Genomic DNA, 22,767 nt, shown 5'->3' with positions numbered 1-22,767 from the left:
GGGAAGTTCGGGGTCCAAGTTCCGGACCGCTAGGGCGGGGTCCAGATATCTGCCAACACTTAACACAACATAGGAGCATCGAAGGGCTTCACCAGCCATTCAGTTACTCTGAGTCGCGGTTCACCGGTTTAGTTCCTGACGTTTAAAAACTATTTGCGATAGATGGGAAATTTCCGGCGCTAATGGCATCAGGCCAGCTAAAAAGCCGCGACGATATGCCGCAGCTTTTCCCCGAATTTCAGCGCATTTTTAGTGCGCTTCGTCCCAATTTGACCCCACACCGACCTCAACCAGCAGCGGAACGTCCAACTGCGCGGCACCGCTCATGTGTGGACGAATTTGCTCGCGCACTTGCTCGATCAGGTCTTCGCGCACCTCCAGCACCAGCTCGTCGTGCACCTGGAGGATCACCCGGGCATCCAGCCCCGAATCGCTCAGCCAGTTATCCACAGCGACCATCGCGCGCTTGATGATGTCGGCTGCCGTGCCCTGCATCGGCGCGTTGATCGCCGTGCGCTCGGCACCTTTGCGCAGGGCCGGGTTCTTGGCGTTGATCTCCGGCAGGTACAGACGCCGGCCAAACAGGGTTTCGACATAGCCTTGCTCGGCAGCCTGGGCGCGGGTGCGTTCCATGTAGGCCAGCACGCCCGGGTAACGGGCGAAGTAACGATCGATGTAGGCTTGGGACTGTTTGCGGTCGACGCCGATCTGCTTGGCCAGGCCAAAGGCGCTCATGCCGTAGATCAGGCCAAAGTTGATGGCCTTGGCACTGCGGCGCTGATCAGTAGTGACCTGCTCCAGCTCGACGCCGAAAACCTCGGCAGCGGTGGCGCGGTGCACGTCCAGGTCGTTGCGAAACGCGTGCAGCAGGCCTTCGTCCTGGGCCAGGTGGGCCATGATCCGCAGTTCGATCTGCGAATAGTCCGCCGCCAGCAGTTTGTAGCCCGGCGCAGCGACGAAGGCCTGGCGAATACGCCGGCCTTCAGCGGTACGGATCGGGATGTTCTGCAGGTTCGGGTCGCTGGACGACAGGCGCCCGGTGGCCGCCACCGCCTGGTGGTAGGAGGTGTGGATACGCCCGGTGCGCGGGTTGATCTGCTCCGGCAGGCGGTCGGTGTAGGTGCTCTTGAGCTTGCTCAGGGAGCGGTACTGCATCAGCACCTTGGGCAGCGGGAAGTCCATGTCGGCCAGTTCCGCCAGCACCGCTTCGGCAGTGGAAGCCTGGCCCTTGGCGGTCTTGTTGAGCACCGGCATGCCGAGCTTGTCGTAGAGGATCACACCAAGCTGCTTGGGCGAACCGAGGTTGAATTCTTCGCCAGCGATTTCGAAGGCCTGGCGCTCCAGCTCGGCCATTTTCTCGCCCAGCTCGATGCTCTGCACGCCCAGCAGCTTGGCATCGACCAGCGCACCCTGGCGCTCGATCTTGGCCAGCACCGGCACCAGCGGCATTTCGATGTCGGTCAGTACCGACTGCAGGCTTGGAATGCTCGCCAGCTTCTGCTGCAGGGTCTGGTGCAGGCGCAGGGTGACATCAGCGTCTTCGGCGGCATAGGGGCCGGCCTGTTCCAGGCTGATCTGATCGAAGGTCAGTTGTTTGGCACCTTTGCCGGCGATGTCGGTAAAGCCGATGGTGGTGTGGTTCAGGTACTTGAGCGCCAGGCTGTCCATGTCGTGACGGGTGGCGGTGGAGTCAAGCACGTAGGACTCGAGCATGGTGTCGTAGGCCACGCCCTGCATCTGGATGCCATTGGCAATGTCGCCACCAATGGCGCAGTTGGCCAGGATGTTCATGTCGTACTTGGCGTTCTGCGCTACCTTGACCTTGGCCGGGTCTTCCAGCAGCGGCTTGAGCGCCAGCAGCACGCTGTCGCGGTCAAGCTGCTCGGGCACGCCCATGTAGGAGTGGGTCAGCGGCACATAAGCGCCTTCATGGGCCTGGACCGCGAACGACACACCGACCAGTTGCGCCTGCTGGGCATCGAGGCCGGTAGTTTCGGTGTCGAAGGCAAACAGCGGCGCCTGGCGCAGCTTCTCCAGCCAGGCATCGAAACGGGCCTGGTCGAGGATGGTTTCGTACTGGGCCTCGACCACTTCCTGCGGCGCTTCGACCACCACTTCCTGGCCGGCGCGCTTGGCGTCGCGCTGAACTTCGTCGACCCAGCTCTTGAACTCCATCTCGGTGTACAGCGCCAGCAGCGCGTCACGATCAGGCTCGCCGCACACCAGCGCATCGACTTCGACGTCCAGTGGCACGTCGATCTTGATGGTGGCCAGCTCGTAGGACAGGAACGCCGCGTCGCGGTGTTCTTCCAGCTTGGCCGGCAGGGTCTTGGCGCCGCGAATGGCCAGGGTCGGCACCTTGTCGAGGTTCTGGTACAGGTCGCTCAGGCCGCCACCGATACCGGTCAGCAGGCCCACCGCGGTCTTTTCACCCACGCCCGGCACGCCTGGGATGTTGTCGACCTTGTCGCCCATCAGGGCGAGGAAGTCGATGATGTGTTCAGGACCGACGCCGAATTTCTCGTGCACGCCAGCGACGTCGAGCACGGTACCGGTCATGGTGTTGACCAGCGTAATGTGGCCGTCGACCAGCTGGGCCATGTCCTTGTCGCCGGTGGAGATGATCACCGGGCGCCCGGCCGCGGCGCTGCTGCGCGCCAGGGTGCCGATCACGTCGTCGGCTTCTACGCCTTCGACGCACAGCAGCGGATAGCCCAGGGCACGTACGCTGGCGTGCAGCGGCTCGATCTGCACGCGCAGGTCGTCGGGCATGCTCGGCCGGTTGGCTTTGTATTCGGCGAACATTTCGTCGCGGAAAGTGCCGCCCTTGGCGTCGAAGACCACCGCGAACAGGCTGTCCGGATACTGCTTGCGCAGGCTCTTGAGCATGTTCAGCACGCCCTTGACCGCGCCGGTCGGCAGGCCCTTGGAGGTAGTCAGTGGTGGCAGCGCGTGAAAGGCGCGGTACAGGTACGAGGAACCGTCCACCAGGACGAGGGGAGCTTGGCTCATGTGCAGAATCAACCTTTTCGACGGGCCCGGCGCTAGAATGTCCGGAACATTGACGACAAAGGGACAAGGTTATCATGCGTACACTAAATCGCCTGTTGCTGCTCAGCCTGTTGGCAGTCACTCCGGTCGTCGCCGTGGCAGCGGATGACGCGCCATCGGCTGATCCAGAGGTAACCATTCGCACGGAAGGCGACAAAACCATCCAGGAATACCGGCAAAATGGCTTCCTGTATGCAATCAAGGTGACGCCCAAAGGCGGCAAACCTTATTTCCTGGTACGTGCCGATGGCTCGGACGGCAATTTCGTCCGCTCCGACCAGCCGGACATGCTGATCCCGTCGTGGAAAATCTTCGAGTGGAAGTAGGCCGTACCCTTTACATCAACCTGGCACTTCCCTGCTGAAGTGCCCGTATGGGCAATTTTTGATCATGTCAGTCTTCACCCCCCTGACCCGGCCTGAGCTGGAAACCTTTCTGGCGCCATACGGCCTGGGCCGCCTGCGGGACTTCCAGGGCATTGCCGCCGGTACCGAGAACAGCAACTTCTTTGTCAGTCTGGAACAGGGCGAGTACGTGCTGACGCTGGTCGAACGCGGGCCGATCCAGGACCTGCCGTTCTTCATCGAACTGCTCGACGTACTGCATGAGGCCGACCTGCCGGTGCCCTACGCCTTGCGTGGCAACGACGGCGTAGCCCTGCGCGAACTGGCCGGCAAACCTGCGCTGCTGCAACCACGGCTGCCGGGCAAGCACATCAAAAGCGCCAATAATCAGCACTGCGTACAGGTTGGCGAACTGCTCGGGCACCTGCACCTGGCCACCCGCGACAAGGTCCTGGAACGCAAGACCGACCGCGGCCTGGACTGGATGCTGGAAACCGGCGCCGAACTGATGCCGCGCCTGAACGCCGAACAACGCCAGTTGCTGCAGGCGTGCCTGGACGAAGTTGTCGAGCACAAGGCGCAGATCATGGCCCTGCCGCGGGCCAACCTGCATGCCGACCTGTTCCGCGACAACGTGCTGTTCGAAGGCACCCACCTGACCGGCCTGATCGACTTCTACAACGCCTGCTCGGGGCCGATGCTCTACGACCTGGCGATTACCCTGAACGACTGGTGCTGCGACGACGCCGGCATCATCGACGGCCCACGGGCGCGGGCGTTGCTCGGCGCTTATGCAGCGCTGCGACCGTTCACCTCGGCCGAGGCCAACCTGTGGCCGGTGATGCTGCGCATTGCCTGCGTGCGCTTCTGGCTGTCGCGCCTGATTGCCGCCGAATCGTTTGCCGGGATGGACGTGCTGATTCACGACCCGGCCGACTTCGAAGTACGCCTGGCGGCGCGCCAGCAGGTAGAGATAGCGTTGCCGTTCGCGCTGTGAAACATCGCGGGGCAAGCCCGCTCCTACAATAGGTTGGAGCGGGCTTGCCCCTGCGATCGGGGCGTCACAACTTCTCCAGGCACCCCGCCAGATCATTCCCCAGCGTCTCCAGCAACTGCTCGTAGCCCTGGGCGCTGGCCGGCGCCGTACCACCCAGCGCGTCCAGCTCCGCCAGGGTCACCGGCAGCCCCGCCGTCAGCGTCTCAGCCAAACGTGGGCGCAGTGGCGGCTCGCTGAACACACAGGTCTTGCCCACTTCCTGCAGGCGCTTGCGCATCGCCGCCACGTGTTGGGCACCCGGCTGCACTTCGGCGGCCACGCTGAACACCCCGGTGTGTTTCAGACCATAGGCCGACTCGAAGTAGTCAAATGCCTCGTGAAAAACGAAGAACGGTTTGCCGCTGACACCGCTCAAGCGCTTTTTCAGGCGCCCGTCCAGCGCATCCAGACGCTCGCCGAAGGCCTTGAGGTTGCTCTGGTAGCGCGCGGCATTGGCCGGATCGGCAGTGCTGAGGTCTGCGGCGATCCTGGCGGCGATCACCCGGGCGTTGACCGATGACAGCCAGAGGTGGGCATCGAGACTGCCGGGGCGGTGATCATGGTCATGATCGTCGCCATCTTCGTCATGGGAGTGGCTATCTTCGCCAAAATGGCGCAGGTGCAGGCCGGGCAGTTCCTGCACGGCAACGCTTGGCTTGCTGCGGCCTTTGAGCACACGCGGCAGAAAGCCCTCCATGTCCGGGCCGATCCAGTACAGCAGGTCGACGTCGGCCACCCGCCGTACGTCGGAAGGACGCAGGGCGTAATGGTGCGGCGAGGCGCCTGGCGGCAGCAGCACTTCAGGCGTACCGACGCCGTCCTGAACCGCCGCAGCGATCTGTTGCAGGGGCTTGATGCTGGTCAGCACACGCACTTCGGCCTGTGCCTGGGCCATCACCAGAGTGGCGATAAAAGCGACAAAAAGGGCAAAAATTCGGGACACGATGACCACTCACAGGGGCTGAAACAGGTAACATAATAACGTCTCCAATCAGAACCGTCGCCGCTCATGCCTAAAACCCCGCTGGCCAACCGCCCCCACGACCACTCCCATTGCGTACACAGCGCCCTGGCCGAGGCCGATGCGCTGTGCGCACGCCAGGGTGTGCGCCTGACCGCTTTGCGCCGCCGCGTGCTGGAGCTGGTGTGGCAGAGCCACAAGCCGCTGGGCGCCTACGACATCCTCGCCGTGCTGAGCGAGCAGGACGGTCGCCGGGCCGCGCCGCCGACCGTGTACCGGGCGCTGGATTTCCTCCTGGAAAACAGCCTGGTGCACCGCATTGCCTCGCTCAACGCCTTTATCGGCTGCAGCCACCCCGAGCACGCGCACCAGGGCCAGTTCCTGATTTGCCGCGAATGCCACGTGGCCATCGAGCTTGAGCAGCGCAGCATCAGCGACGCCATCGTCGCCAGCGCCAAAGACGTCGGCTTCAGCGTCGAAGCACAAACGGTCGAAGTGGTCGGCCTGTGCAGCAACTGCCGGAGCGCCTGATGAGCAATGCGCTGATTCGCCTCGAGCAGGTGGGCGTGAGCTTCGCCGGCCAAGCGGTGCTCGACAGCATCGACCTGGCCGTGGAACCGGGGCAGATCGTCACCCTGATCGGCCCCAACGGCGCCGGCAAGACCACCTTGGTACGCGCCGTGCTCGGCCTGCTCAAGCCGCATACCGGTACGGTCTGGCGCAAGCCGCGGCTGCGCATCGGCTACATGCCGCAAAAGCTTCAGGTCGATGCCACCTTGCCGCTTTCGGTACTGCGCTTCTTGCGCCTGGTGCCCGGCGTTGATCGCGCCGCAGCGTTGTCGGCACTCATGGAAGTCGGCGCCGAAAAGGTCATCGACAGCCCGATCCAGGGGATTTCCGGCGGCGAGATGCAGCGCGTGCTGCTGGCCCGTGCACTGCTGCGCGAGCCCGAGCTGCTGGTGCTCGATGAGCCGGTGCAGGGCGTCGACGTCGCCGGCCAGTCCGAGCTGTACAGCCTGATCACCCGTCTGCGCGACCGCCATGGCTGCGGCGTACTGATGGTTTCCCATGACCTGCATCTGGTCATGAGCACTACCGACCAGGTGGTCTGCCTCAACCGCCATGTCTGCTGCTCCGGCCACCCCGAGCAGGTCAGCGGCGACCCGGCGTTCGTCGAGCTGTTCGGCAGCAACGCGCCGAGCCTGGCGATCTATCACCACCATCACGACCACGCCCACGACCTGCACGGCTCGGTGGTTGCCCCGGCCAAAGGCGGCCACGTTCATGGAGATCACTGCAAGCATGGCTGATTTTCTGCTTTACGCCCTGCTCGCAGGTTTGGCCCTGGCACTGGTCGCCGGCCCTCTGGGATCCTTTGTGGTCTGGCGGCGCATGGCCTATTTTGGCGACACCCTGTCCCACGCTGCGTTGCTCGGCGTCGCCCTGGGTTTCGTGCTGGATGTCAGCCCGGCGCTGGCGGTGACTGTCGGCTGCCTGTTGCTGGCGATCTTGCTGGTGACCTTGCAACAACGCCAGCCGCTGGCCTCCGACACTCTGCTGGGGATTCTGGCACCGAGCACGCTTTCCCTTGGCCTGGTGGTGCTGAGCTTCATGCACGATGTGCGCATCGACCTGATGGCCTACCTGTTCGGCGACCTGCTGGCGATCAGCCCGGGGGATCTGGCCTGGATTCTCGGCGGCAGCGCTGCGGTGCTGCTGTTGCTGGTGGTGCTGTGGCGCCCGCTATTGGCAGTCACCGTGCACGAAGAGCTGGCCATGGTCGAAGGCTTGCCGGTTGCCGCGCTGCGCCTGGCGCTGATGCTGCTGATCGCGGTGGTGATTGCCGTGGCGATGAAGATCGTCGGCGTCCTGCTGATTACCTCGCTATTGATTATTCCCGCCGCTGCGGCGCAACGTCACGCCCGCTCGCCGGAACAAATGGCCCTGGGCGCCAGCCTGCTGGGGGTTACCGCGGTGTGCGGCGGCCTGGCGTTGTCGTGGTTCAAGGACACGCCGGCCGGGCCGTCCATCGTGGTCTGCGCCGCAGTGCTATTCTTGCTGAGCCTGGCACTGCCCCGGCGCTGAAGACGTGGGGTGCAGCCAAAGCGGTTGCACCCTGCGACATTTAAAAACGCGCGGGGTCCTGAAGAGTTATTTTCGAGTCTGCGGACTGGGTGTAGACTTGCTCGCTTTTTGCGCAAATAGAGAGTCGCAGGAATGAAGCCGTTCGCCTCCCGTTATCTGCTCCTTGCCGCGTTTTCACTGATCCTCGCCGCGTGCTCCAGCACCCCGGCCGACAACGCTGCCGTGCCTGCCCAGCCTGATGCCTGGCAGCAGTTGGAGCAAAGCATCGCCAGCAGCGAGCTGGCCACTGCCGAAGATCAACTCGCCACCCTGCAAAGCCAGGCGCCGAATGACAGCCGGATCGAGCAGTACCAGCGTCAATTGGCCGAAGCCTATCTGCAACGCAGCCAGATCGTCCTGCAAAAGGGCGATGTGAACGCGGCGGCCACCGCCCTGGCCCGCGCCCGTGCGCTGATGCCCAAGGCGCCGGCGCTGACGGGCGGCGTCAACGGTGCTATCGCCCAGGCGCGCAAGGCCGAGCTCGACAAAGCCGAGGCCGCCCTGAAAGCCGCCGAAGCCCGCCCTGCCGCCAAGCTGATCGACCCGACCGCGCCAAGCACCGTGGTTGCGTTGAAAACCACCAATATTCGCGAAATGCGCAAGCAACTCGATGACATCGCCAGTGATGTGATCAATTACCAGTGCGATGTGGTGTTCCAGGTGCCGCGCAAGCAGGACGCACCCTGGCTGCAAACCTTGCTGGGCAAACGCGTTAAAAAACTCGACGGTGATTTTGCCTTGCAGCAAAGCCACGAGATTCACCGCAACCAACCTGCCCAGGCGGTGCTGATCCCACGCCGCCCATGACGAAAAAGGGTGCCCTGATGGGCACCCTGTTTGTGCATCACGCCGGAATGGCTTTCGCCGCGGCCTCACGCTCCCACACCCGATGCTTGCTGATTGCCGTGATGAAGGCCTTGTAGGCTTTGTCATCATTGCCCAGCAGCAAGCCGCTGTCGGCCTTGAGCCCCAGTTTGTCGAGCACGGCTTGCGCCTCGCTGGCCAGGCCAATCGGCTTGAGGTGCTTGTAGGCTTCAAGCAGAAAGTGCAGCGCCACGCCGTCACCGGCCAGGGCCTGTAGCGAAGCCTTGCCGCCCGGCACCCAGGCCGCATCGAAGATCACCGATGGCATGCCTTCCATCGAGGCATCCACGGCCAGCGCCTTGCCCTGGGCGGTTTTTACCGGCGCCGAGCTCGGGCCAAGGATCTTGATCTGCGCGCTCTCGGCTTCCAGCGCCTTAACCAGGCTATCGACACTGTCGCCATCCACGCCATCAGCCACCAGCACTGCAACCTTGCGGCCCTTGATGCCTTCGCCGAGCAGGTTCATCTGGCTCAACGCCGGTGACTCCTTGAGGCTGGTTTGGGGCACATCCACCGTACCTTTCTTCGGCGCCGGCAGGCCAAGGTTGGCGGCCACCCGCGCCGCCAGCTTAAGGTCGATGTTGGCAAGAATTTCATTGACCTCACGGGCGCGGATGAACTCCCGCTCAACTTTGCCCAGTTCGAAGCTGTAGGCGCTGATGATGTGCTCCTGCTCGGTCGGGCTCATGCTCTGGAAGAACAATCGCGCCTGGGAGAAATGGTCGGCGAACGACGGGCTGCGCTGGCGCACTTTGTGCGCCTCGATGCGCTCCGGATACGACTCGAAACCACCATCGCTGGCTGCCGGCGCAGTCTCCTTGGGCCAGCCACCGTCGATCGAGTTGGGCTCGTAAGAGGCACGGCCCTTGTCCAGCGTGGTGCGGTGCTGCGCATCGCGCTGGCCGTTGTGGTTAGGGGCTAGCGGACGGTTAATCGGGATCTCGTGAAAGTTCGGCCCGCCTAGCCGGCTGATTTGGGTATCGGTGTAGGAAAACAACCGGCCCTGCAGCAGCGGGTCGTTGGAGAAGTCGATGCCGGGGACGATATGCCCAGGGCAGAAGGCAACCTGTTCGGTTTCAGCAAAGAAATTGTCCGGGTTGCGGTTAAGCACCATCTTGCCCAGCGGCGTCACCGGTACCAGCTCTTCGGGGATGATCTTGGTCGGGTCGAGCAAGTCGAAGTCGAACTTGTGCTCGTCTTCTTCGGCGACGATCTGCACGCCGAACTCCCATTCCGGGTAATTACCGGTTTCAATCGCTTCCCACAGATCGCGGCGGTGGTAATCGGTGTCTTTGCCCGCCAGCTTCTGCGCTTCGTCCCACAACAGCGAACACACGCCGGCCTTGGGCTTCCAGTGGAATTTGACGAAGCTGGATTTGCCCTCGGCATTGATCAGGCGAAAGGTATGCACGCCGAAGCCCTGCATGGTCCGCAGGCTTTTAGGAATGGCGCGGTCGGACATCGCCCAGATCACCATGTGCGCCGACTCCGGCACCAGCGAGACGAAGTCCCAGAAGGTGTCGTGGGCCGAGCCGCCGGTGGGCATTTCGTTGTGCGGTTCAGGTTTTACTGCATGGACGAAGTCGGGGAACTTGATCGCATCCTGGATGAAAAACACTGGCATGTTATTGCCGACCAGGTCGAAGTTGCCTTCGTCGGTGAAGAACTTCACGGCAAAACCGCGCACATCGCGCACGGTATCACCCGAGCCACGCGGGCCCTGAACGGTGGAAAAGCGCACGAACACCGGGGTGATTTTCTCCGGGTCCTGGAGAAAACCGGCCTTGGTCAGCGCGGCATGCGATTCATAGGCCTGGAAGTAGCCATGGGCCCCAGTACCGCGGGCATGGACGATGCGCTCGGGGATGCGCTCATGGTCAAAATGCGTGATCTTTTCACGCATGATGAAGTCTTCCAGCAGCGACGGGCCACGGTCACCGGCTTTCAGGGTGTTCTGGTTGTCGGCAACCTTGACCCCCTGGTTGGTGCGCAGCGCCTGGCCGGTGGCGTCACTGCGAAATGTTTCCAGGCTTTGCAGCTTGGCGTTGGTATTGGCGCGGTCCGGGGTCTGGGTACCGGCGAGTTGGCTTTCCTTGGGTGGGTTCTTCTTGCTGGGCATCAGTGTGCTCTCCTCACTCAATCAGTCCTACGGTTCGACCCCACGGCGGGCCCTATTCAGTAGTGACTGATGGCCCCTGCAGGCGTTCCTTCGGATTGACCACTGATCGCGTTATTCCAGTAGCATTGGTCAATTGCGAAATAAATGCTAAGAACCTCTATACGAACAGGCTAAAATGCGCGCCCGGCTAACCGCTGACCCCATTCCCATGCGCCCCACAAGGTTCGCTACGTGATCGAGTTTCAAAATGTTCATAAAACCTACCGCGTAGCCGGTAGGGATATCCCCGCACTGCACCCGACCAACCTGAGCGTCGAAGACGGCCAGGTGTTCGGGCTGATCGGCCATTCCGGCGCCGGTAAAAGTACCCTGCTGCGCCTGATCAACCGCCTTGAAGCGCCAAGCGGCGGCAAGATCATCGTCGACGGCGAAGACGTCACTGGGTTCAACGCCAACGATCTTCGTCGATTCCGCCAGCAAGTCGGGATGATCTTCCAGCACTTCAACCTGCTGGCCTCCAAGACCGTTGCCGATAACGTAGCCTTGCCGCTGACCCTGGCCGGCGAGCTGTCACGCAAGGAAATCGACACCCGCGTCAACGAGTTGCTGGCCCGCGTCGGCCTGGCCGATCACGCGAAAAAATACCCGGCACAGCTTTCCGGCGGCCAGAAGCAGCGCGTCGGCATCGCCCGCGCCCTGGCCACCAAGCCGAAGATCCTGCTGTGTGACGAAGCCACCAGCGCCCTCGACCCGCAGACCACCGCCTCGGTGTTGCAACTGCTGGCCGAGATCAACCGCGAACTGAAGCTGACCATCGTGCTGATCACCCACGAAATGGACGTGATCCGCCGGGTCTGCGACCGCGTGGCGGTGATGGATGCCGGGCAGATTGTCGAGCACGGCCCGGTGGCCGATGTATTCCTGCACCCGCAGCACCCGACCACCAAGCGCTTCGTCCAGGAAGACGAGCAGATCGACGAAAACGAACAGCGCGACGACTTCGCCCATGTGCCAGGACGCATCGTGCGCCTGACCTTCCAGGGCGATTCGACCTACGCGCCGCTGCTGGGCACCGTCGCCCGGGAAACCGGTGTGGACTACAGCATCCTCGCTGGCCGCATTGATCGCATCAAGGACACCCCGTATGGGCAGCTGACCCTGGCCGTCACTGGCGGCGACATGGAAGCGGCGTTCGCCCGCTTCACTGCGGCTGATGTTCATATGGAGGTACTGCGTTGATGGACGCCTTGAGTTTCTTTGCCAACGTCGACTGGGCCGAAATCTGGCTGGCTACCATCGACACCATGATCATGCTGTTCGGCTCGCTGTTCTTCACCGTACTGCTCGGCCTGCCGCTGGGCGTGTTGCTGTTTCTTTGCGGCCCGCGCCAGCTGTTCGAACAGAAGGGCGTGTACGCGCTGCTGTCGCTGGTGGTAAACGTCCTGCGCTCGCTGCCGTTCATCATCCTGCTGATCGTGATGATTCCGTTCACCGTGCTGATCACCGGCACCTCGCTGGGCGTCGCCGGGGCCATTCCGCCCCTGGTGGTCGGAGCCACGCCGTTCTTCGCGCGCCTGGTGGAAACCGCGCTGCGTGAAGTCGACCGCGGCATCATCGAAGCCACCCAGTCGATGGGCGCCACCACTCGCCAGATCATCACCAATGCCTTGCTGCCCGAGGCCCGTCCGGGCATCTTCGCGGCCATTACCGTCACCGCCATTACCCTGGTGTCGTACACCGCGATGGCCGGTGTGGTGGGCGCTGGCGGCCTCGGTGACCTGGCGATCCGCTTCGGTTACCAACGTTTCCAGACTGACGTGATGGTGGTCACCGTGGTCCTGCTGCTGGTACTGGTTCAAGCCCTGCAGAGCGTGGGCGACAAACTGGTTGTGCATTTTTCCCGTAAGTAACCCCATGGGTCGGCACTGCCGACGCACCGGGGGCCGGACTGGCCCTCACAAGGAGTGATTTGATGAAAAAGCTGCTTGCTGTTGTCGCCGCCGTCGCGGCCTTCTCGGCCCAGGCCGAGACCCTGACCGTCGCCGCCACCCCGGTGCCGCACGCCGAGATCCTCGAATTCGTCAAACCGGCCCTGGCCAAAGAAGGCGTGGACTTGAAGGTGAAGGTGTTCACCGACTACATCCAGCCGAACGTGCAAGTGGCCGAGAAGCGCCTGGACGCCAACTTCTTCCAGCACCAGCCGTACCTGGATGAGTTCAACAAGGCCAAGGGCACCCATCTGGTCAGCGTTGCCGGCGTGCACCTGGAGCCGCTGGGCGCCTACTCGAGCAAGTACAAGAAGCTCGACGAGCTGCCGTCGACCGCTACCGTGGTCATCCCCAACGACGCCACCAACGGCGGTCGCGCCTTGCTGCTGCTGGACAAGGCCGGTGTGATCAAGCTCAAAGACAACAGCAACATCCTCTCGACCGTCAAAGACATCGTTGAGAACCCTAAGAACCTGAAGTTCCGTGAACTGGAAGCGGCAACCATCCCGCGGGTGCTGACCCAGGTCGACCTGGCGCTGATCAACACCAACTACGCGCTGGAAGCCAAGCTCAATCCTGAGAAGGACGCACTGGTCATCGAAGGCAGCGATTCGCCTTACGTGAACATCCTTGTTGCCCGCCCGGACAACAAGGACTCGGAAGACATGAAGAAGCTGGCGGCTGCGCTGCACTCGCCTGAGGTGAAGAAGTTCATCGAAGAGAAGTACAAGGGCGCGGTCAAGCCGGCGTTCTGATTCAAAGACCTATCGCGGGTCAAGCCCGCTCCTACGGAGCGGGCTTGACCCGCGATGCTTTTAGTCGCGCTTAACCAGCCCAGGCAACTGCGCAACCAGCTTCTGGTTGTTGAACGGCGCGCGGATAAACCCGCGCTGCTTGCCGTCCGGCCCCAGCAACGCCAGGTTGCCGCTGTGATCGACCGTGTAGTTCGGCTTGCTGGTATCGGCAGGAATGAACGGAATGCTCACCGCATTGGCCAGCTTCTGGATGTTTTCCAGCGAGCCGGTCACCCCGCGAAAATCCTTGTCGAAATAACCCAGGTACTGCTTCAGCTGTGCCGGGGTGTCGCGGTTCGGGTCGACGCTAACCAACACCACCTGCAAACGCTCAACAGCCTCTTTGGGCAGCTCGCTTTTAACCTGGCGCAGCTGGGCGAGGGTGGTCGGGCAGATGTCCGGGCAGAAGGTGTAGCCGAAGAATAGCAGCGACCACTTGCCCTTGAGCTCGTCCATCACCACAGGCTGGCCCTGTTCGTCGGTCATTTGCACGGCAGGCACGACGCGGCTCTGCGGCAGCAGGATAATGCCGGCATCGATCAGCTCGGTCGGGTTGCCTTCGCTGCGGCCATTGAGCACCTTGTTGACGGTAAGCCCGAGGATCACGGCGACCAGGGCAACGAGAATAAAGACGGTTTTCTGGGTTCGAGTCATAGGTTCAACAGTAGGTAGTGGTCAACAAGCAGCGCGATGAACAGCAGCAACAGGTACCAGATAGAGTACTTGAAGGTCTTGATCGCCGCGTGCGGCCGACTGCCACGGTACAACACCCAGGCCCACTGCAGGAAGCGCCCGCCCAGGGCCAGGGCACAGGCCAGGTACAACGGCCCGCTCATGTGGATGGCGTAGGGCAACAGGCTGACCGCCAGCAACACCAGGGTGTACAGGAGGATATGCACCTTGGTGTAGTGCTCGCCGTGGGTCACCGGCAACATCGGAATATCAGCCTTGGCGTACTCTTGCTTGCGGTGAATGGCCAGGGCCCAGAAGTGCGGCGGGGTCCAGGCGAAGATGATCAGCACCAGCAGCAATGGCTCGGCGCTGATGTGCCCGCTGATCGCCACCCAGCCCAGCAAAGGCGGCGCGGCGCCGGCCAGGCCGCCGATAACGATGTTCTGCGGCGTGGCGCGCTTGAGAAAGCCGGTGTAGATCACCGCGTAGCCGAGCAGCGAGGCCAGGGTCAGCCAGGCGGTCAGGGCGTTGGTGAACACCAGCAGCAATGCCATGCCCAGGGTCGCCAGCAGCAGGGCAAAGGTCAGCGCCGCCGCCGGTGCCACGCGGCCCTCGGCAATCGGGCGTTTATGGGTACGCGCCATCAAGGCATCGATGCGCCGGTCGACCACATGGTTGACCACTGCCGCACCACCGGCGCAACAGGCAATGCCCAGGTTGCCGAACAGCAGGATGGTCCACGGCACCCCGGCACGGGTGGCGAGGAACATGCCGACCAGCGAGGTGATCAGCATCAGCACCACCACCTTGGGTTTGGTCAGTTCGAGGTAATCGCGCCAGCCTGCCTGCAGCCTGCGCTCGCTCAGAAGCGTCGCCATGAATTATCTCCCAGATAATGAACGACTCCGCCGCTCGCCAGCGGGGTCAGGCGCCAGCCCTGGCTGACCCGGCGGACCTTGGCCTGGGCAACCAGGCGAATGCGGTAATTGACCAGCACCATACTCAGCAACAGCAGCGCGCCACCGGCGTTATGGGCCACGGCCACGGCCAGCGGCAGATGGAACAGCACGTTGCTGATGCCCAGGCTCACCTGCAGCGCCAGCGCCGCCAATACCAACCCGGCCAGCCGGCTCAAACCATGCCGGTGCAGCTTCCAGCTCAAGACCAGCATCACCGCCGTCACCAGCAAAGCGCCCAGGCGGTGACTCATATGGATCGCCGTGCGCGCGTCACTGTCGAGCTGGCCACCGAGGTAATTGGGGCCGATATGCTGGGTCAGGTGGAAGCCGTTGGCGAAGTCTGCCTGCGGCCACCACTGGCCATGGCAGGTCGGCAGGTCGATGCAAGCCACTGCCGCGTAGTTGGCGCTGACCCAACCGCCCAGGGCGATCTGGCCGATCACCACCAGCAAGCCCAGCGCCGCCACCCGGCGCACGCTCAAAGGCAGCTTGGGCAACGGCGCAAAGGCCCGTGACAGGCGCAGGCTGAGCAAAAACAACAGGCTCAAGGTGGCAAAGCCGCCCAATAGATGTGCCGTGACCACCTGCGGCCACAGCTTGAGCGTCACCGTCCACATGCCGAAAGCCGCCTGGGCGAACACCACGCCAAGCAACAACAGCGGCAGGCGATAGGGCTGGCCGTCGCGGCCATGGCGGCGCCAGGCCTGCAGGGCGAGCAGGGTGATCACCAGGGCCAGGGTGCCGGCAAAGTAGCGATGGACCATTTCGTTGCGGCCTTTGTGCGCTTCCACCGGAGTGTCGGGAAAGTGCAACTCGGCGTGGGCCAGCTGTGCTTCAGTCTTGGGCACGCTGATAAAGCCATAGCAGCCGGGCCAGTCAGGGCAGCCCAGGCCGGCATGGGTCAGACGGGTGTAGGCACCGAGCAACACGACAACCAGTGCCAGCAGGGTGGCGAAGACAGCGAGGCGAAATCCAGGTCTGGCCATGGCAATGTCCTACCCGATATTGGACAGCTTCAGCAGGTGGCGCAGGTCATTGAGCAAGTCCTTGCCCTTGACCCTGGCGTCGTAGCGCAGCACCAGGTTGCCGTGCGGGTCGACGATCCACAGCTGGGCATCCTGTTTGCCCTGGCTGAGCGCGCCATAGCGCGACAGGTCCAGGGGGTAGCGTTGCAGTTGCGGGTACTCGCGCTCGAGCTTGGCCTGGTAGTCCGCCGTCAGTGGCTGGGCGGTGGCCAGGGCATGGCTGGCACGGCTGGCATCGCGGCCCAGGCCGATCTGGATCTGCCGGGCCAGGTACACCAACTGTTGGCAGTCCAGCCCGCACTCTTTGGGCGTGCTCACCAGCAGTTGCCAGCGACCTTCCTCAGCGCTGACGCCAAGGTCGGCGAGGGTCTGGCCGTTGCCAATCATTTCGCCGTGGTAGCTGCGGCTGTCGGGCACCCAGAATTTGAGTTTGTACATGCTGGTGGCGAGGATCATCGGGCCGAGGACCACCAGCAGGATCAGCAGCAGTTGCAGGCGCCCACGCGCACGATTGCGCGGTTGCCTGCCCTCAGACATGTTGAGTGGACTTGTGGCGGCTCCCATGCTGTTTCTCCTTGTTGTTATGCCAGCCGAAGTAGAGGTAGAGCAGCACCAGGGCCAACGCCAGGGCAAACCACTGCACGGCGTAACCCAGGTGTTTTTCCGGGCCCAAGGCGACCACCGGCCAGTCCAGCCGGTAGCTGGCCGGGCCTGGTTCCAGGCGTAACTCATGGGCAAAACCTTCGCGGCCCAGTTGCGGCCACAGTGCACCGGCGTCAATCGCCGTGATCAGCCGCGGCCAGCTGCCGCCTTGCGGGTCGGCATGCAGCTGGAAGGTGGTGCCCGGAGCGACATACACCGAGGCGTCCAGGCTCAAGGCTTGCTCCGGTGTGCTGAACTGCACCGGGATGCGCCGGTCCGGCCACGGCAGCCAGCCGCGATTGATCAACAGCCACAGGCCGCTGGCCTGGTCGAGAAAGGGTTGCAGCAGCTCGACGCCGACCTGGCCATCGCGCATGCGGTTATCCAGTAACAAGCTGTGCTGGCTATCGAACTGGCCGTACAGGTGCACCCGGCGATAGGCCGGATCGGCGATCTGCAGCAACTGCGTGCTGCCCACCGCGTCGCCGGCACTGCGTTCGGCATACACCTGCAGCAGCTGGCGCTTCTGCTCGGCGCGCGCCAGCTGCCAGCAGCCCAGCGCGATCAACCCCGGCAGCAGCAGGAGCACCACCAGGGTCGGCACGATGCCGGGGCGAAAGCGCTTCACCGGGTCCTCGAAAGGTCAGTCGCTATACTTGTACTCATCACTGCATCCCCCCGGAGTTTCGCCATGCTCAAAGCCGCGATTGTCCTGATGCTGTTGGCGACCATCGCCAGCCTGTTCAGCGGCCTGTTCTTTCTGGTCAAGGACGACGGACAGTCGACTCGCCTGCTCAAAGCCCTGACTATTCGTGTCACCCTGGCCGCCTTGACCCTGGCCCTGGTGACCTGGGGTTTCTACAGCGGCCAGTTGGTTTCTCACGCGCCGTTCTGAACCCGGCTACAGCACGTAAACGAAGATAAACAGCCCCACCCAGACCACATCGACGAAGTGCCAGTACCAGCTGGCCGCCTCGAAACCGAAGTGTTTGTCGGCGTTGAAGTGCCCGCGCAGGATGCGCACCAGCATCACGATCAGAATCAGGGTGCCCATGGTCACATGGGCGCCGTGGAACCCGGTGAGCATGAAGAAGGTTGCGCCATAGATACCCGAACCCAGGGTCAGCCCCAGTTCGGTATAGGCTTCGTGATACTCGTAGGCCTGCAGCACCAGGAAAGACAAGCCAAGAAGGATGGTCAGCGCCAGCCAGGCCTTGAGTGGCCCGCGATGGTTCTTGCGCAGGGCATGGTGGGCGATGGTGATGGTGACGCTGGAGCTGACCAGCAAAATGGTGTTGATCAGCGGCAAGTGCCAGGGGTCGATGATGTCTTTGGGCGGCGGAAACAGTTTCGGGTCTGGCGTGTGCAGTAGCGGCCAGGAGAACTCGAAGTTCGGCCACAGCATGTGCGCCACGCCCTTGGCGCCGTCACCACCAAGCCAGGGGCCGGCCAGGTTGCGCACGTAGAACAGCGCGCCAAAGAAGGCGATGAAGAACATCACCTCGGAAAAGATGAACCACGACATGCCCCAGCGGAACGAGCGGTCCAACTGCGGACTGTAGAGCCCGGCGCGGCTTTCCTTGACCACCGCGCCGAACCAGCCGAACAACATGTAGGCCAGGCACAGGGCGCCGAAGAAAAAGATCCACGGCCCGTGGGACTCCGGCCGCCCGGCCTTGAGGTCGTTGAACCAGGTGCCGAGGCCGAACACAGTGATGAACATGCCGACCGTGGCAATGATCGGCCACTTGCTTTGCGCCGGTACGTAATAGTGCTCATGGGAAGCCATCGTGGTGTTCTCCTTATCGGGCGCCCTGTGCAACCGGGTCCGCCAGGTGTGCGACCGGCGGGTGGCGAGCGGTGATATCGAACAGCGTGTAAGCCAGCGTCAGGTGTTTCACATCCTTGGGCAGGTCGCGGTCGACGATGAAACGCACCGGCATTTCGATGCGCTCCCCCGGCTGCAGCACCTGCTGGGTAAAGCAGAAGCATTCGGTCTTGTGGAAATACGCCGCCGCCTCGGCCGGGGTAATGCTGGGGATGGCCTGGGCGCTCATGGGTTTGTCGGTCGGGTTGCGAGCGATGAACACCATCTGGTTGACCGCCCCCGGGTTGACGTCGATCTGGTCGGCGGTGGAATAAAAATCCCAGACCATGTCGCTGGCGTTGGTCGACATGAACTGCACCTTCACCGTGCGGTTCAGGTCGCTGACCTGGGTGCCTTCGTACTGGCCGCCGGTCTTGCCGTTGATGCCGAACGCCTTGCACATCACGTCGTAGATCGGCACCAGGGCAAAACCGAAGGCGAACATCACCACGGTCAGCAGCATCAGCCGCCACACCAGGCGCTTGAGCGAGGTCCCTTCACTCATGGCTGCATCCTCAGGCCGAAGCGGTTCATTTCACTTCCGGTGGAGTCTGGAAGGTGTGGTAAGGCGCCGGTGACGGCACCGACCATTCCAGCCCTTCGGCGCCATCCCAGGGTTTGGCCGGCGCCGGAGCGCCGCCGCGAATGCACTTGATGACGATGAACAGGAAGAAGATCTGCGTGGCGCCGAAGGTGAAGGCGCCAATCGAGGAGATCATGTTGAAGTCGGCGAACTGCAGGTTGTAGTCGGGGATCCTGCGCGGCATGCCGGCCAGGCCGACGAAGTGCATGGGGAAGAAGGCCATGTTCATGCCGATGAACGACAACCAGAAGTGCAGCTTGCCCAGGGTTTCGTCGTACATGTGCCCGGTCCACTTCGGCAGCCAGTAGTAGGCCGAGGCGAAGATGCCGAAGATCGCCCCGGGCACCAGCACGTAGTGGAAGTGAGCCACCACGAAGTAGGTGTCGTGGTACTGGAAGTCCGCCGGAGCAATCGCCAGCATCAATCCGGAGAAGCCGCCGATGGTGAAGAGAATGACGAAGGCGATGGCGAACAGCATCGGGGTCTCGAAGGTCAGCGAGCCTTCCCACATGGTGCTCACCCAGTTGAACACCTTCACCCCGGTGGGCACCGCGATCAGCATGGTCGCGTACATGAAGAACAGCTCGCCGACCACCGGGATGCCGACCACGAACATGTGGTGGGCCCAGACGATAAACGACAGGAAGGCAATCGCGCCGGTGGCATAGACCATCGAGGTGTAGCCGAACAGCGGCTTGCGCGAGAACGCCGGGATGATCGAGCTGACCGCGCCGAAGGCCGGCAGGATCATGATGTACACCTCGGGGTGGCCGAAGAACCAGAACACATGCTGGAACAATACCGGGTCACCACCGCCGGCAGCGCTGAAGAAGCTGGTGCCAAAGTGGATGTCCATCAGCATCATGGTCACCACGCCCGCCAGTACCGGCATCACCGCGATCAGCAGGAAGGCGGTGATCAGCCAGGTCCAGACGAACAGCGGCATCTTCATCAGGGTCATGCCCGGGGCACGCAGGTTGAGGATGGTGGCGATGACGTTGATCGCGCCCATGATCGAGCTGATGCCCATCAGGTGGATGGCGAAGATGAAGAAGGTCACGCTTTCCGGCGCGTAGGTGGTTGAGAGCGGGGCGTAGAAGGTCCAGCCGAAGTTCGGTCCGCCACCGGGCATGAACAGGGTCGAGACCAGCAGCAGGAACGCGGCCGGCAACAGCCAGAAGCTGAAGTTGTTCATGCGTGGCAGGGCCATGTCCGGCGCGCCGATCATCAGCGGGATCATCCAGTTGGCGAGGCCAACGAAGGCCGGCATCACCGCGCCGAAGACCATCACCAGGCCGTGCATGGTGGTCATCTGGTTGAAGAACTCCGGCTGGACGATCTGCAGCCCGGGCTGGAACAGCTCGGCGCGGATGACCATGGCGAACGAGCCGCCGAGCAGGAACATCATGAAACTGAACCACAGGTACATGGTGCCGATGTCTTTGTGGTTGGTCGTCAGCACCCAGCGCATCAGGCCCTTGGCCGGCCCGTGGGCGTGCTCATGACCGTGGCTGTGGTCGTCGATCACTGCGCTCATGTCCTGTCTCCTGCAGTCCGGTGGCGGGGGCGCGGATAGGCATCAACCCGGCTCATTTGCTTTCTGCCTGTTTGATCGCCAGCACGTCTTTTGGCGTGACCATATCGCCCTTGTTGTTGCCCCAGGCGTTGCGTTCGTAGGTCACTACGGCGGCGATATCGACTTCCGAGAGCTGCTTGCCGAAGGCGGCCATGGCCGTGCCCGGCTTGCCGTGGAAGACCAGGCTCAGGTGATCTTCCTTGGGTCCGGTGGCAATTTTCGAGCCCTTGAGCGCCGGGAACATCGGCGGCAGGCCCTGACCTTCGGCCTGGTGACAGGCCACGCAGGTGGTGTGGTAAACCTTGTCGCCGCGCTCGACCAGCTCTTGCAGGGTCCATTCCTTGCTGGTCAGCTCCTTGAGCTTGGCCGCCTCGGCCTTGCGCTCGCCGAGCCAGGTGTCGTAGTCGGCCTTGGACTTGACTTCGACCACCACCGGCATGAAGCCGTGGTCCTTGCCGCACAGCTCGGTGCACTGGCCGCGGTAGATGCCAGGCTTCTCGACCCGGGTCCAGGCTTCGTTGACGAAACCTGGAATGGCATCGCGCTTGACCGCAAAGGCCGGCACCCACCAGGAATGGATAACGTCGGCGGCGGTGACCAGGAAGCGCACCTTGGCACCCACCGGCAGCACCAGCGGCTGGTCGACTTCGAGCAGGTAGTGCTCGTCCTTGGGCGCTTTGTTGTGGATTTGATCGGCGGGGGTGGCCAGGTTGCTGAAGAACTCGACATCCTGGCCCAGGTATTTGTAATGCCATTTCCACTGGTAGCCGGTGACCTGGATATCGACGTCCGACTCGCTGGCATCGTAGATATCGATCAGGGTCTTGGTCGCCGGAATGGCCATGGCCACCAGGATCAGGAACGGCACCACCGTCCACATGATCTCGACCCAGGTGTGCTCGTGAAAATGCGCGGGCTGCTGGCCGGTGGAACGACGGTGGATGATCATCGACCAGAACATTGCGCCAAAGACCACCAGGCCGATGATCACGCAAATCCAGAAAATGGTCATGTGCAGGTCGAACACTGCGTTGCTGACTTCAGTCGCCCCTGGCGCCATGTTCACGGTCCAGGCGGCGTGCGCCTGACCGAATACCGACCACAACAGGAGGCCCATCCAGACATGTGGATGTCGCATCATTGCGGGTTCCCCTTATCGTTCTTGTTATCCCGGAGGCGTGGACCTACGGCTAAGGGTACGGCGGCCAAGACTGCGAACTTCGACGACCGAGCCCCTGCGAACTGCAGTCGGGCCTCATCAGCGAATCACTTTCAAACCGGAGTATAGACAGCGACCCCGACGCCGCAATGCGCACAGGGAAAACATCGGCAGAAGTTGAACGTTTGCGCGCAAAGCCGCGAATTACCTGGCTTGAGGCACAATGATGGCATTTAGATATAATTGGCGAATATTAAGTTGTTAATGGTTATGCCAAATGCGTCTTAGGCATTTTCAGAACCGAGCTACCTTATGTCTTCCGTTTGTCACGCCTTTACCCTGGAGTTGTCATGAACATCGCCGCTTTGCGCGAGCAGATTACCCGTGCCCGTCAACATGAGACCGAAACCGGCCAACTGAAAACTCAACTGGAAAACCAGCTGCCCCACCTGCACCCTTCGATCCATCTGCCAGAGGCCGATGCCCAAGGCGCCCTGGTGCGCTTCGTCGACGCCTATATCGATCAGGTACCGGAACTGCTGGAGGCGGCCAACGAGGTTGCCCGCGAAGCCGGCATCGAGTCGCAGATCAAACCGGTGCTGAAAATCGCCGAGCAGTACTTCCTGCAACCGCCCGCCATCACCGATGCCCACCTCGGCCTGGGCTGCCTGCTGGATGAGGCCTACCTGGCCCATCGCCTGGTGGAAGAAGTTAACGACTTGTACATCAAGCACTTCAACCAGCCGCTGATCCCGCTCGACACCACTGTGGCCAACCTGATCGCCCACCAGCTGATCGGCGAGCAGTATGCCAACCAGCTGGATGAAGTGGTGCACCACTCGGTGGACGAGATGCTCAACGAAGAAAGCTTTGCCCTGGAGTCGGTCGAGCAGTACCGCGACAAGCTCAGCAGCCCGAACACCGGCGAAGCCTGGAAGCGCTGGCCGTGCCTGTCGCGTCAGCTGGGTGTGGGCCTGGAGCTGGATCAGTCGGCTTGAGGCTG

23 protein-coding genes are annotated in these 22,767 nt (G+C 62.6%); 11 read left to right on the top strand and 12 right to left on the bottom strand.

The genetic code is table 11. The features are described 5' to 3' along the window. Positions 1–249: 249 nt before the first annotated feature. Complete coding sequence (polA, locus tag LOY54_RS00370) at positions 250–3,012, bottom strand: DNA polymerase I (RefSeq protein WP_258608745.1); 2,763 nt, start codon at positions 3,010–3,012, stop codon at positions 250–252. Between the two features lie 74 nt (positions 3,013–3,086). On the opposite strand from polA, the gene LOY54_RS00365 reads away from it, so the two are divergent. Together LOY54_RS00365 and LOY54_RS00360 are read left to right on the top strand one after the other, a co-directional pair. Then, positions 3,087–3,377 (top strand): DUF2782 domain-containing protein, encoded by a 291-nt coding sequence (locus LOY54_RS00365; RefSeq protein WP_045200671.1) that lies wholly within the window; start codon positions 3,087–3,089, stop codon positions 3,375–3,377. Positions 3,378–3,441: 64 nt separating this feature from the next. Continuing rightward, positions 3,442–4,392, top strand: a complete 951-nt coding sequence (locus LOY54_RS00360) for a homoserine kinase (RefSeq protein ID WP_045200673.1) — start codon at positions 3,442–3,444, stop codon at positions 4,390–4,392. A 64-nt stretch (positions 4,393–4,456) separates the two neighbouring features. On the opposite strand, the gene LOY54_RS00355 is transcribed toward LOY54_RS00360, so the two are convergent. After that, positions 4,457–5,374: a zinc ABC transporter substrate-binding protein gene (locus LOY54_RS00355; RefSeq protein ID WP_045200771.1), complete on the bottom strand. Its 918-nt coding sequence runs from the start codon at positions 5,372–5,374 to the stop codon at positions 4,457–4,459. 66 nt (positions 5,375–5,440) lie between these two features. Between LOY54_RS00355 and zur the strand changes: the two genes are divergently transcribed. From zur to LOY54_RS00335, 4 genes are all read left to right on the top strand, one after another. Continuing rightward, complete coding sequence (zur, locus tag LOY54_RS00350) at positions 5,441–5,923, top strand: zinc uptake transcriptional repressor Zur (protein ID WP_045200675.1); 483 nt, start codon at positions 5,441–5,443, stop codon at positions 5,921–5,923. Then, positions 5,923–6,702, top strand: a complete 780-nt coding sequence (znuC, locus tag LOY54_RS00345) for a zinc ABC transporter ATP-binding protein ZnuC (RefSeq protein ID WP_045200677.1) — start codon at positions 5,923–5,925, stop codon at positions 6,700–6,702. Before zur ends, znuC begins: the two co-directional genes overlap by 1 nt. Beyond that, entirely contained in the window at positions 6,695–7,477 is a 783-nt protein-coding gene (gene znuB, locus LOY54_RS00340) for a zinc ABC transporter permease subunit ZnuB (protein ID WP_038997827.1), read from the top strand. The genes znuC and znuB overlap by 8 nt, the downstream gene beginning before the upstream one ends. Positions 7,478–7,609: 132 nt before the next feature. Beyond that, on the top strand, positions 7,610–8,323 hold the full coding sequence (locus LOY54_RS00335; RefSeq protein WP_045200680.1) for a PA5502 family lipoprotein: 714 nt from the start codon (positions 7,610–7,612) through the stop codon (positions 8,321–8,323). 37 nt (positions 8,324–8,360) lie between these two features. On the opposite strand, the gene katE is transcribed toward LOY54_RS00335, so the two are convergent. Next, positions 8,361–10,499 carry a catalase HPII gene (gene katE, locus LOY54_RS00330; RefSeq protein WP_258608742.1) on the bottom strand — a complete coding sequence of 713 codons (2,139 nt, stop codon included), beginning with the start codon at positions 10,497–10,499 and terminating at the stop codon, positions 8,361–8,363. Positions 10,500–10,730: 231 nt separating this feature from the next. Between katE and LOY54_RS00325 the strand changes: the two genes are divergently transcribed. The 3 genes from LOY54_RS00325 (at position 10,731) to LOY54_RS00315 (ending at position 13,242) form a co-directional block, all read left to right on the top strand. Beyond that, complete coding sequence (locus tag LOY54_RS00325; protein ID WP_045200684.1) at positions 10,731–11,738, top strand: methionine ABC transporter ATP-binding protein; 1,008 nt, start codon at positions 10,731–10,733, stop codon at positions 11,736–11,738. Continuing rightward, positions 11,738–12,409 (top strand): methionine ABC transporter permease, encoded by a 672-nt coding sequence (locus tag LOY54_RS00320; RefSeq protein WP_258608740.1) that lies wholly within the window; start codon positions 11,738–11,740, stop codon positions 12,407–12,409. The genes LOY54_RS00325 and LOY54_RS00320 overlap by 1 nt, the downstream gene beginning before the upstream one ends. Before the next feature lie 62 nt (positions 12,410–12,471). Beyond that, positions 12,472–13,242: a MetQ/NlpA family ABC transporter substrate-binding protein gene (locus tag LOY54_RS00315; RefSeq protein WP_045200689.1), complete on the top strand. Its 771-nt coding sequence runs from the start codon at positions 12,472–12,474 to the stop codon at positions 13,240–13,242. A gap of 60 nt (positions 13,243–13,302) precedes the next feature. On the opposite strand, the gene LOY54_RS00310 is transcribed toward LOY54_RS00315, so the two are convergent. The 5 genes from LOY54_RS00310 to LOY54_RS00290 are packed head-to-tail and all read right to left on the bottom strand — an operon-like array spanning position 13,303 to position 17,207. Continuing rightward, entirely contained in the window at positions 13,303–13,935 is a 633-nt protein-coding gene (locus LOY54_RS00310) for an SCO family protein (RefSeq protein ID WP_258608737.1), read from the bottom strand. Beyond that, positions 13,932–14,831: a heme o synthase gene (gene cyoE / locus LOY54_RS00305; RefSeq protein ID WP_195885379.1), complete on the bottom strand. Its 900-nt coding sequence runs from the start codon at positions 14,829–14,831 to the stop codon at positions 13,932–13,934. Before cyoE ends, LOY54_RS00310 begins: the two co-directional genes overlap by 4 nt. Beyond that, positions 14,816–15,898, bottom strand: a complete 1,083-nt coding sequence (locus LOY54_RS00300; protein WP_045200695.1) for a heme A synthase — start codon at positions 15,896–15,898, stop codon at positions 14,816–14,818. The genes cyoE and LOY54_RS00300 overlap by 16 nt, the downstream gene beginning before the upstream one ends. Positions 15,899–15,907: 9 nt before the next feature. Further along, complete coding sequence (locus LOY54_RS00295; protein WP_093377627.1) at positions 15,908–16,501, bottom strand: hypothetical protein; 594 nt, start codon at positions 16,499–16,501, stop codon at positions 15,908–15,910. Then, a complete protein-coding gene (locus LOY54_RS00290; RefSeq protein WP_195885378.1) occupies positions 16,467–17,207 on the bottom strand; it encodes an SURF1 family protein in 741 nt (246 codons plus the stop codon). Before LOY54_RS00290 ends, LOY54_RS00295 begins: the two co-directional genes overlap by 35 nt. A 63-nt stretch (positions 17,208–17,270) precedes the next feature. On the opposite strand from LOY54_RS00290, the gene LOY54_RS00285 reads away from it, so the two are divergent. Beyond that, a complete protein-coding gene (locus tag LOY54_RS00285) occupies positions 17,271–17,474 on the top strand; it encodes a twin transmembrane helix small protein (RefSeq protein ID WP_045200700.1) in 204 nt (67 codons plus the stop codon). 6 nt (positions 17,475–17,480) lie between these two features. On the opposite strand, the gene LOY54_RS00280 is transcribed toward LOY54_RS00285, so the two are convergent. Genes LOY54_RS00280 through coxB form a run of 4 tightly spaced genes read right to left on the bottom strand, consistent with a single transcriptional unit; the run spans position 17,481 to position 21,746 of the window. Next, a complete protein-coding gene (locus LOY54_RS00280; protein ID WP_195885376.1) occupies positions 17,481–18,368 on the bottom strand; it encodes a cytochrome c oxidase subunit 3 in 888 nt (295 codons plus the stop codon). A 13-nt stretch (positions 18,369–18,381) separates the two neighbouring features. Beyond that, positions 18,382–18,951: a cytochrome c oxidase assembly protein gene (locus tag LOY54_RS00275; RefSeq protein ID WP_038997842.1), complete on the bottom strand. Its 570-nt coding sequence runs from the start codon at positions 18,949–18,951 to the stop codon at positions 18,382–18,384. Positions 18,952–18,976: 25 nt separating this feature from the next. Further along, positions 18,977–20,566, bottom strand: a complete 1,590-nt coding sequence (ctaD, locus tag LOY54_RS00270; RefSeq protein ID WP_045200704.1) for a cytochrome c oxidase subunit I — start codon at positions 20,564–20,566, stop codon at positions 18,977–18,979. Positions 20,567–20,618: 52 nt separating this feature from the next. Beyond that, complete coding sequence (gene coxB, locus LOY54_RS00265; protein WP_045200706.1) at positions 20,619–21,746, bottom strand: cytochrome c oxidase subunit II; 1,128 nt, start codon at positions 21,744–21,746, stop codon at positions 20,619–20,621. Between the two features lie 368 nt (positions 21,747–22,114). On the opposite strand from coxB, the gene LOY54_RS00260 reads away from it, so the two are divergent. After that, positions 22,115–22,762 (top strand): hypothetical protein, encoded by a 648-nt coding sequence (locus LOY54_RS00260; protein WP_258608734.1) that lies wholly within the window; start codon positions 22,115–22,117, stop codon positions 22,760–22,762. The last annotated feature ends 5 nt before the right edge of the window (positions 22,763–22,767 follow it).

The sequence above is a fragment of the Pseudomonas sp. B21-032 genome (assembly GCF_024748965.1).
Classification (GTDB): domain Bacteria; phylum Pseudomonadota; class Gammaproteobacteria; order Pseudomonadales; family Pseudomonadaceae; genus Aquipseudomonas.
Note: the sequence above shows the minus strand (reverse complement) of the source record. Positions and strands in the feature narration are given on the sequence as shown.

Excerpts from the sequence above, each read along its gene's own strand:
- polA (WP_258608745.1), bottom strand. The coding sequence starts at position 3,012 with ATGAGCCAAGCTCCCCTCGTCCTGGTGGACGGTTCCTCGTACCTGTAC.
- LOY54_RS00365 (WP_045200671.1), top strand. The coding sequence starts at position 3,087 with ATGCGTACACTAAATCGCCTGTTGCTGCTCAGCCTGTTGGCAGTCACT.
- LOY54_RS00360 (WP_045200673.1), top strand. The coding sequence starts at position 3,442 with ATGTCAGTCTTCACCCCCCTGACCCGGCCTGAGCTGGAAACCTTTCTG.
- zur (WP_045200675.1), top strand. The coding sequence starts at position 5,441 with ATGCCTAAAACCCCGCTGGCCAACCGCCCCCACGACCACTCCCATTGC.
- znuC (WP_045200677.1), top strand. The coding sequence starts at position 5,923 with ATGAGCAATGCGCTGATTCGCCTCGAGCAGGTGGGCGTGAGCTTCGCC.
- znuB (WP_038997827.1), top strand. The coding sequence starts at position 6,695 with ATGGCTGATTTTCTGCTTTACGCCCTGCTCGCAGGTTTGGCCCTGGCA.
- LOY54_RS00335 (WP_045200680.1), top strand. The coding sequence starts at position 7,610 with ATGAAGCCGTTCGCCTCCCGTTATCTGCTCCTTGCCGCGTTTTCACTG.
- katE (WP_258608742.1), bottom strand. The coding sequence starts at position 10,499 with ATGCCCAGCAAGAAGAACCCACCCAAGGAAAGCCAACTCGCCGGTACC.
- LOY54_RS00320 (WP_258608740.1), top strand. The coding sequence starts at position 11,738 with ATGGACGCCTTGAGTTTCTTTGCCAACGTCGACTGGGCCGAAATCTGG.
- LOY54_RS00315 (WP_045200689.1), top strand. The coding sequence starts at position 12,472 with ATGAAAAAGCTGCTTGCTGTTGTCGCCGCCGTCGCGGCCTTCTCGGCC.
- LOY54_RS00310 (WP_258608737.1), bottom strand. The coding sequence starts at position 13,935 with ATGACTCGAACCCAGAAAACCGTCTTTATTCTCGTTGCCCTGGTCGCC.
- cyoE (WP_195885379.1), bottom strand. The coding sequence starts at position 14,831 with ATGGCGACGCTTCTGAGCGAGCGCAGGCTGCAGGCAGGCTGGCGCGAT.
- LOY54_RS00300 (WP_045200695.1), bottom strand. The coding sequence starts at position 15,898 with ATGGCCAGACCTGGATTTCGCCTCGCTGTCTTCGCCACCCTGCTGGCA.
- LOY54_RS00295 (WP_093377627.1), bottom strand. The coding sequence starts at position 16,501 with ATGGGAGCCGCCACAAGTCCACTCAACATGTCTGAGGGCAGGCAACCG.
- LOY54_RS00285 (WP_045200700.1), top strand. The coding sequence starts at position 17,271 with ATGCTCAAAGCCGCGATTGTCCTGATGCTGTTGGCGACCATCGCCAGC.
- LOY54_RS00280 (WP_195885376.1), bottom strand. The coding sequence starts at position 18,368 with ATGGCTTCCCATGAGCACTATTACGTACCGGCGCAAAGCAAGTGGCCG.
- LOY54_RS00275 (WP_038997842.1), bottom strand. The coding sequence starts at position 18,951 with ATGAGTGAAGGGACCTCGCTCAAGCGCCTGGTGTGGCGGCTGATGCTG.
- ctaD (WP_045200704.1), bottom strand. The coding sequence starts at position 20,566 with ATGAGCGCAGTGATCGACGACCACAGCCACGGTCATGAGCACGCCCAC.
- coxB (WP_045200706.1), bottom strand. The coding sequence starts at position 21,746 with ATGATGCGACATCCACATGTCTGGATGGGCCTCCTGTTGTGGTCGGTA.
- LOY54_RS00260 (WP_258608734.1), top strand. The coding sequence starts at position 22,115 with ATGAACATCGCCGCTTTGCGCGAGCAGATTACCCGTGCCCGTCAACAT.